Source organism: Micromonospora deserti (assembly GCF_003236335.1).
Classification (GTDB): Bacteria; Actinomycetota; Actinomycetes; order Mycobacteriales; family Micromonosporaceae; genus Micromonospora; species Micromonospora deserti.
Map to the genome: position 1 here is coordinate 1 of NZ_POUB01000426.1, position 3,314 is coordinate 3,314.

Genomic DNA, 3,314 nt, shown 5'->3' on the forward strand with positions numbered 1-3,314 from the left:
ACGCTCAAAACCTGGAAGATCCTGACCAAGCTGCGCTGCTGCCCACGCCGAGCCACCCCGATCGTCCAAGCCATCCTCGTCCTGCACCACGTCGAAACCAACCGCTACCCAGGATGAAAATGGCTCAAGGTGGTGCTCACCTATGACCGCTGACCCTGCCTACGACCTGGACCACCCGGTCGATGACCGGTACTCGCCACCACCCTGGGGAACTGGACGAGATCCGCCCAGGCGACGACCGAGCCCGAGCGCCGTCCCCATGACCCACCCCGCCGGATAGCCGCGCAGGGACAGCCGCCGACACCCCACAACGCGGGCCTGCCAAAACCTGACTGCCCACAGGCGTTACTGAGAGGATTTCGGGGGACGATTTAAAATCACATAGAAAGGCATCGAGGCCTTGACCAGCTTTTTGCTGGTCAAGGCCTCGCGCTGGTGCCCCCGGCAGGATTCGAACCTGCGACACACGGTTTAGGAAGGGTGTAGCGCCTACTGAGCCGTCTGTCGTCCTACCAGGAGTTACGCCCGACGTCTCTCCAGCGATGCGCTTGATCATTCCGCGCATGTTCCGGATCACGCCTTCTGGGCCCGAACCCTTCGAATGCCCCGGATGCCTACGCCCAACAGCCAACCGCCGCCGAAGGACAGCGGGAACGCCAACCAGGATGGCCACCAGGACCAGCTCTTCGTCCACGAGTACAGGTGGAGGCCCAGCCCAGAGGCAGCCACCAGCCCGCCAACTACTGCCGAGACGAGATAAGCGAGCCGGCGCCCATGCATGCTGCAGTAGACCACGGCCCCGCAAGACCTAGCAGTAGGCTCTGCATGCACCTCAGTTCACCAACTACAGGTAAGCCATCGCGACCTCTGCTGGTCGCTCCGCACGCTACAAGCTGCAACCTGGGTAAACGTCGTCGCCACTGGTCGTCTTTTGGTGTTCCTGCCTAACGCTCGACGGCCTGACGACGGCCTACAGGTCACCTCTGTCCCTTCGTCTTTCGAGGATCTTGATGAGCAGTGAGCCGGACTGGCTTGCGCGGGTTGTGGCAATCACTGGCCTTGTTGTCGCAGCGGTAAGCCTCGCCTGGCAGTGGTACGCCTGGCGCCGCAACGGGCCGTACTTGCGACTGAAGCCGGAGCAGGACCTACGAGGGCCGCTGCGCATCAAGGTCACGAACAGTGGTCGCGCTGACGTGGAGGTTGGCCGCATCGAGCTGCGCTGGAAGGGCGAAGAGTTTCGACCATTCGGCCCATTCATCTACAGGCCGAAGTCGAGAACCAACCTAGACATCCCTTCTCTACCCATTACGGTTAAGGCGAACCACAGCGCCCAATTGGACGTTGACAACGCACTTGTACCCGAAGCATTCCAACGGGCAGTGTTGCGCCTCACCTACTCCTGCTTGGTCGTCCACACGCCCGCTGGCCGTTTCAAAGCCAAGGCCGGCATAGGCACCGCCGTCTACCAAGACAGATTCGGCCAGGTCCTCGAACAGGCGTTGGAGGTTGCGAAGGAGAGGAGACGGAGGGACGCGTCCCGCATGTCGTCAGATGAGCCCACCGGGACCGAACCGTCTGCTGCGCCAGGTCAAGCGGGAACTTGACCCCCAGGCAACCAACACAGGGTGCTGACCTGCCGCTCCATGACTGTTGGCCTGCTAGAACGGTCCATCAACATCCCTGCTTGTCCGCCGGCGTCCGTCCCGATCGTCACTCACCTAGTCACTCAGTCTCCGACTAACGCCGCCGCGTTCGGCCTCGTCACTCGCTTGGCCCGATTAGTCCTCGATAAGTTCATCGAGCTTATCCGTTGATTTCGGAGTGCCCAGTTCTTGGGCAGCGGACACAAGTCGCTTATAGTAAGCCGAAGCAATGGGAAGAGAATCTTCATAGATCCACGAGCACATCGTATCGAATGCCAACTCCTCTTCACCTACGCTCATTAGGTGGCGAACGTCGACAATAACCTCTTCCGAAGTCAGAGGAGATTCCTCAAGGAGTTGTGACACGAGATTCCGTACGTACTGATATCGCTGCACCGGCCGCACTCCTGAATCTTAGGGCGATCTTAAAACTTTACCTGGCCATCGGGGGCCGCAAGGCGAAATCTTCTCATGGCAACAGCAGCATGAGTCGCTTCTGCCATCCCGATGCTCCTATGGATGTCAAGGTCCGTCGGCCATCCCCGGCGTGAGCTTGACTCCTTCGTCCCGAAAGAACGATCACCAGGGAACTAGCTGCGGGAAGGTACTGCGTGAGCTGGCCAGACGGTCCGTCAGCGTCCACGGGTGTCCACCTACGTGCGCACCCGTCGTCACTCAGTTGGTCACTCAAGAGGAAACAGTGCTACGGCGTGCCGGGTGTGCCGCCTTCGCTCCCATAGGCGGCGTCACGTGAGAGGCCCTCATCGCCCCCGCCACCCTTACCACGCAGGCTACCGCGCTTCGTTCTCCGAGTTTCACGGGCAATCTGCTGGACGGCGCGTCTGGCCAAGCGCAGTTGCTCCTCCTGATCCAGCACTCGTGACGCTCTCCGACGCTGAATCACCACCGCTACACCTACGCCTGCCATCAGCAGGAACGCAACGACTACCCATGGCGCGTCAGCCATACTCGAAGGGTAACGAATCAGGGCGACCACCCAATGCCCTGCCATCCCGTCTGCCGTCGACCCGCCCTCTGGGAGAGCGGGCTGCCGCCCGGCCCGCCACGTCAAGCGGACCTTGACGGCTCGTACGGACGCTGGCGGGTCGGGCGGTGGTCTGCTCGGCTCGCCCGGGTCGATGGCAGGCGGGATGGCCTACCGCAACCAACCGGACCGCGACTCGCCGACGGAGCCCCGGCCATCCCGGAGCCGGAGCGCCCCCGCCGGAGGCGCAGTAACCGCAACCCCGCGACCACTGCCAGCTCGCCGACGCGGCCGGCGTGCGCTCCCCTACGCCGCGCGGGTCTTGGCCGCACGGCCCGGCCGGCTGCCGGCCCACCACACCACCGGTCAACGGCCTGTCGTTCTGCGGCGGCCCATCGGGCTCTCCGCTCTCCGCGCCAGCCGCCGGGCGTCAGGCGTGACGGCCGCAGAGCGACAGCGGCAGCGGCCGGCGCGCGCCCAGGCGGCGGCGCGTGCGGCCCGCTTGTCGGGCCGCCTTGAAGACGTACAGAAACTTTGAACAGATCGCCGGCAGCCGACCTGTCCTCCGTCGACTGATGTGCGACATGCGTCCGCCAGCTGATTTGCGACAGTGGTCGGTTCGGCACTCTGAGCCCGACGTCTCCGCGGGGCGTCGGGACTCGGGGAGGCCGGGATTGGCGCTGGTT

The 3,314-nt window shown here is 63.5% G+C and carries 2 protein-coding genes and 1 pseudogene; 2 read left to right on the plus strand and 1 reads right to left on the minus strand.

What is annotated here, in order from left to right; all coding sequences use genetic code 11:
• Positions 1-117 (plus strand): annotated as a pseudogene (locus C1I99_RS30580) (IS5/IS1182 family transposase); the annotation flags it as partial.
• Positions 118-1,010: 893 nt separating this feature from the next.
• Entirely contained in the window at positions 1,011-1,604 is a 594-nt protein-coding gene (locus C1I99_RS32465; protein WP_146604095.1) for a hypothetical protein, read from the plus strand.
• A gap of 174 nt (positions 1,605-1,778) precedes the next feature.
• Here the strand turns inward: C1I99_RS32465 and C1I99_RS35075 are convergent, their stop codons facing one another.
• Positions 1,779-2,048, minus strand: a complete 270-nt coding sequence (locus C1I99_RS35075; RefSeq protein ID WP_146604096.1) for a MafI family immunity protein — start codon at positions 2,046-2,048, stop codon at positions 1,779-1,781.
• Positions 2,049-3,314 lie beyond the last annotated feature (1,266 nt).